5 protein-coding genes are annotated in these 4972 nt (G+C 61.0%); 4 read left to right on the plus strand and 1 reads right to left on the minus strand.

Annotated elements, in window-relative coordinates:
• Positions 1-70 precede the first annotated feature (70 nt).
• A complete protein-coding gene (gene pgsA / locus AC1D0Z_RS15955; protein WP_477659205.1) occupies positions 71-631 on the plus strand; it encodes a CDP-diacylglycerol--glycerol-3-phosphate 3-phosphatidyltransferase in 561 nt (186 codons plus the stop codon).
• Positions 632-694: 63 nt separating this feature from the next.
• A complete protein-coding gene (locus AC1D0Z_RS15960; RefSeq protein WP_477659206.1) occupies positions 695-1573 on the plus strand; it encodes a DMT family transporter in 879 nt (292 codons plus the stop codon).
• On the opposite strand, the gene AC1D0Z_RS15965 is transcribed toward AC1D0Z_RS15960, so the two are convergent.
• Positions 1518-2495, minus strand: coding sequence for a LysR family transcriptional regulator (locus AC1D0Z_RS15965; protein WP_477659202.1), 978 nt, complete (start codon positions 2493-2495; stop codon positions 1518-1520). The genes AC1D0Z_RS15960 and AC1D0Z_RS15965 overlap by 56 nt on opposite strands.
• A gap of 177 nt (positions 2496-2672) precedes the next feature.
• Here AC1D0Z_RS15965 and AC1D0Z_RS15970 point away from each other — a divergent pair, with 177 nt between their 5' ends.
• Entirely contained in the window at positions 2673-3578 is a 906-nt protein-coding gene (locus tag AC1D0Z_RS15970) for an alpha/beta fold hydrolase (RefSeq protein ID WP_477659203.1), read from the plus strand.
• Between the two features lie 27 nt (positions 3579-3605).
• Positions 3606-4709, plus strand: coding sequence for a tartrate dehydrogenase (locus tag AC1D0Z_RS15975; protein ID WP_477659204.1), 1104 nt, complete (start codon positions 3606-3608; stop codon positions 4707-4709).
• The last annotated feature ends 263 nt before the right edge of the window (positions 4710-4972 follow it).

A 4972-nucleotide genomic window follows, 5' to 3' on the forward strand; every position in this document is an offset into this window, starting at 1 on the left:
GCGTTCGCAACGAGCCTGAACTCGGCGGTGCGTTTCACAACCACATCATGCCCAGCAGCGGTGAAAGTTTCTGACCATTCCCACGCTGATGACCTGGACCCGCATCGTTGCGATTCCGCTGATCGTGGGGGTGTTCTACCTGAACCTTGCACCTGCCGAGCGCAACCTGATCGCCACCGTGATGTTTGTGGTGTTTGCCGCCACCGACTGGCTGGACGGCTTCCTGGCGCGCAAGCTGAACCAGACATCTTCCTTCGGGGCCTTCCTCGACCCGGTGGCCGACAAGTTCCTGGTCTGCGCGTCATTGCTGGTACTGGTGCACCTGCAGCGTGCCGATGTGTTTGTGGCGCTCATCATCATTGGCCGCGAGATCGCCATTTCCGCACTGCGTGAATGGATGGCCCTGATTGGCGCGACCAAGAGTGTGGCCGTGCACATGCTCGGCAAGGTCAAGACCACGGTGCAAATGATTGCCATCCCTTTCCTGCTGTTCGATGGCGTGCTGTTCGGCGTGATCAACACGCATCTGTGGGGTACATGGCTGATCTGGATCTCCGCCATCCYGACGGTGTGGTCCATGATTTATTACCTGCAAAAAGCCATTCCGGAAATCCGGGCCAGGGCCAAATAGCGTTGCTGCCCTGAAACTGAAGTTTTGAGCTCCACCTCGTCACCCGGTGCGCTGATCCGGGCCATGCCCGCCGTGTTCGTCCTGATCTGGAGCACCGGCTTTATCGTCGCCAAGTACGGCTTGCCCTATGCGCCGCCGCTGACTTTCCTGGCGATCCGCTTTCTTCTCTCGATACTCTGCTTTCTTGTCTGGATCGTGCTGGGCCGCGCAGCGTGGCCGCGAGGTCGGGTGCAATGGCTGCATCTGGCCGTCACCGGTGTGCTGATGCACGCCGCTTATCTGGGTGGCGTCTGGATTGCCGTGAAGTCGGGCATGGGTTCCGGGTTGACGGCCCTTATCGTCGGGCTTCAACCTGTTCTGACTGCGCTCTGGGTTTCGTGGATTTCCACGCCCGGGGTAACTGGCGGCGAGGCCAGGGTCACTTCGCGCCAGTGGGCCGGCCTGGCGCTCGGGCTCGGCGGGCTGTTACTGGTGGTTTCGCGCAAGTTTGGCTCGGGCCATGAAGTAACGTCCCTCACACTGGCGTGCACGGTCTTCGCGTTGTTCAGCATCACCGCGGGAACCCTCTACCAGAAGAGGTTTGTGAAACCTGCGGATGTGCGCAGTGCCAACGCCATTCAGCTGGCCGCGGCTTTCGTGGTGACCCTGCCGCTTGCGCTGTTTGAAACTGAAGCGATCACCTGGAACCACCAGGTTCTGGGCGCCATGGCGTGGTCGGTGCTCGTGCTCACGCTCGGAGGAAGCTCTCTGCTTTACCTTTTGATCCAGCGTGGCGCGGCAACAGCCGTGACCAGCCTGCTGTATCTGGTTCCGCCAACGACGGCCCTGATGGCATGGCTGCTGTTTGACGAACCGATTACGCTAAGCACGATTGCCGGGACCGCGCTCACGGCGCTGGGCGTGAGCCTCGTGGTGCGGGCCGCGAAGCCGGCGGCAGGGTAGTTTTCCAGGGAGCTTCCGCAAACTGTGCGACCAGATGGTCAATCAGCAGCCGGATGCGGCGCGGCTGGCCTGTGCGGTAAGGTGCCAGCCAATGAATGTCGGCATCGGGCATCGAGTAAGCCGGCAACACGCGCACGAGCCTGCCTGATGCCAGGTGCGGTGCGATATCCCAGAGGCTGCGCAGCATGATGCCGCGGCCTTCCAGGCACCAGTCGCGCACCAGCTCCCCTGAGTTGCTGGCCAACGGGCCATGCACGCGAACGCGCACGGGTGTTTTGTCGCGGTCCTTGTGCAGCGGCCACACGTCAAAGCGCTGCCCCGGGGCATTGCCGTTTTCGCGAACGATCAGGCAGGCGTGATCCTGCAAGGCCTCGGGGCTGTCAGGTGCGCCACGCTGCTTGAGGTAGCGGGGTGAGGCCACCAAAATGCGCTGGTTGCGGGCAAGGCGGCGCGACACCCACTGCGCTGCCTGCCGGCCCTGTATCGACCAGAGCCAGATGGCGCCGTCGTAGCCGTCCAGTGCGAGATCAGGCAAATGCTCGGTGAGCTCCAGCTGTATTTCGACACGCGGGTAACGCTCCTGGAACTGCGCCAGCGCGGGTCCCAGCCAGAGGCGGCCGAACCCAAAAGTTGCGGCGAGCCGGATCAGCCCGGTGGGCTCTGCTTTTCGCTCCTGGAGCTCCGCTTCAAGTGCCTCGAAGCCCTGCAGCAGCAGGGTGGCGCGCGCACAGACGGTTTCACCTTCGGCCGTCGGGCTGACGCGCCGTGTCGTGCGCTGGAACAGCCGCTGGCCCAGCCTGGCCTCCAGCGCGGCAAGCCGCTTGGTGACTGCCGGCGCCGCAACATCCAGGCTTTGCGCGGCGGCCGCCAGGCTCCCATGGTCGCGAACGGCAAGCACCAGTTCCAGGTCACTGCGATCCATTGATTAGTTCCTTTTTGGAAATAATTGATTGCCTGATTATTGCTTGCATTGAATGCCGCTGTTCTACAAAATCATGCAGGGCTCCGGCAATCGTTCAAAGTTCAGGCGATGCCGTCAAAACCGGCCACCCGAGATGCCCCAGGATGACCCTGAATTTGAACCAAGACAGAAAAATTGATGTTTGAGAATTTTGTTTCGTGTGACGTCGACGGCCCTGCCGGCCAACTGCACACCCTGCGGGGAGGGGCCGGGATGCCGCTTCTGTTGCTGCACGGGCATCCGCAAACCCATGCGATGTGGCACCTCGTCGGCCCAGAGCTCGCGAAAAATTTCACCGTCGTGATGATGGACCTGCGCGGCTATGGCGACTCCGCGCGGGTTGCCGGTGACTCCGCGCATGAAGCCTATTCGAAACGCGCGATGGCGCTGGATGCCGTCGCGGCCATGCGCCACCATGGTTTTGAGCGGTTCCAGGTGCTCGCGCACGACCGCGGTGCGCGTGTGGCGCACCGTCTTGCGGCCGATCACCCCGGCGCGGTTGACCGGCTGATGCTGCTGGACATTGCGCCCACGCTGGCCATGTATGACAACACGACGGATGCCTTTGCGCGCGCTTACTGGCACTGGTTTTTCCTGATCCAGCCGCCGCCTTTGCCCGAAGCATTGATCGAGTCGGATCCGGTGCGGTATGTGCGCAATGTGATGGGAAAACGCCATGCGGGCCTGGCGGCTTTCGCGCCAGCCGCGCTGGCCGAGTACGAACGCTGCGCGCAAATCCCCGGCACCGCTCAAAGTATCTGCGAAGACTACCGGGCCTCTGCCACGGTCGACCTGGTGCACGACCGCGCGGACATCACTGCCGGCCTGCGCCTGGCTCAGCCGCTGCGGGTGCTGTGGGGCGACCATGGCGCGGTAGGCCAATGCTTTGATGTGGTGAGCCTTTGGCAGGACAGGGCTAAAAATGTCTCGGGCCGGAACCTGCCTTGCGGCCACTACATTGCGGAAGAAGCACCGGCGTTGCTGCTGGCAGAAGCACTCCATTTCTTCAAATCCGAACCAGCCGCCCTCCATGGGTCAATCTGAGTCAACTACCCATTCAAAGGAAACATCATGAACAGGAACACCGGGAAAAAACGCATCGCCGTCATCGCAGGAGATGGCATCGGCAAGGAGGTCATGCCAGAAGGCGTGCGTGTGCTGGAGGCCGCGGCCGTCAAGTACGGCATTGACCTGCAGTTTGACCATTTCGACTTCTCAAGCTGGGACTATTTTGAAAAGCACGGCAAGATGATGCCGGACAACTGGAAGGACCAGATCGGCGGGCACGACGCCATTTACTTCGGTGCCGTCGGGTGGCCCGAGAAAATTGCAGACCATGTCTCGCTATGGGGTTCGCTGCTGCTGTTCCGGCGCGAGTTCGACCAGTACATCAACCTGCGGCCGGCGCGGCTGATGCCCGGCATCATTGCGCCGGTGGTGCGGCGCGACGGGAGCGCGCGCCAGCCCGGTGAAATAGATTTTTACATCGTCCGTGAAAACACCGAGGGCGAATATTCCAGCATTGGCGGCCGGGCTTTTCCCGGAACCGACCGTGAATTTGTGTTGCAGGAATCGGTGTTCACCCGTGTTGGCGTGGACCGCGTCCTGAAGTTCGCCTTTGAGCTCGCGCAGTCACGCCCCAAGAAGCACCTGACCAGTGCGACCAAGTCCAACGGCATTTCCATTTCGATGCCTTACTGGGACGAACGCGTGGCAGAGATGGCGAAAAACTATCCGGCCATCCGTCTGGATAAATTTCATATCGATATCCTTACCGCGCATTTTGTGCAGCGCCCTGACTTTTTCGATGTGGTGGTGGCCAGCAACCTGTTCGGAGATATCCTGAGCGACTTGGGGCCGGCCTGCACGGGCACCATCGGCATTGCGCCCAGCGCCAACCTGAATCCCGAGCGCAAGTTTCCCTCGCTGTTCGAACCCGTGCACGGTTCGGCGCCGGACATCGCCGGGCGCAATATTGCCAATCCCATCGGGCAGATATGGTGCGGCGCGATGATGCTGGAATTCCTGGGGCACAAGGACGCTCACGACGGCATACTCGCCGCGATTGAGGCGGTACTGGCCCCTGGAAGCGGTGCGGCGCGTACGCCTGACCTGGGCGGAAAAGCCGGAACGGCGGACCTTGGAAAGGCCGTGGCGGCCGCTCTTGGGGGCTGATAAAGCCACTTTTTGTCAAGCATGAAAATTACACATCATGCTTACGATTAAGCCGTGAAAGGGCGGAAAAACCGTCTAGAATCCGCCTCCGCACGTTGTAAAAACTTGCTGCTGTATTGACAGGTTAGAAGTCCATGGCTCTAATTGGTAACAGCAGAAAACTGCACATGCCGCTCCCGCTGACACCCCCAGACAGTGTCCCGGGAGATATTTTTTAGAGACAACCAGATTAACTTTTTATCAACGAGGGGCTCCTTGTGAAC

This window comes from Polaromonas sp. P1_E3 (genome assembly GCF_056405935.1).

What these genes read in the sequence shown, in the direction of transcription:
- AC1D0Z_RS15960 (WP_477659206.1), top strand. Translation starts at nt 695, where the DNA reads ATGCCCGCCGTGTTCGTCCTGATCTGGAGCACCGGCTTTATCGTCGCC.
- AC1D0Z_RS15965 (WP_477659202.1), bottom strand. Translation starts at nt 2,495, where the DNA reads ATGGATCGCAGTGACCTGGAACTGGTGCTTGCCGTTCGCGACCATGGG.
- AC1D0Z_RS15970 (WP_477659203.1), top strand. Translation starts at nt 2,673, where the DNA reads ATGTTTGAGAATTTTGTTTCGTGTGACGTCGACGGCCCTGCCGGCCAA.
- AC1D0Z_RS15975 (WP_477659204.1), top strand. Translation starts at nt 3,606, where the DNA reads ATGAACAGGAACACCGGGAAAAAACGCATCGCCGTCATCGCAGGAGAT.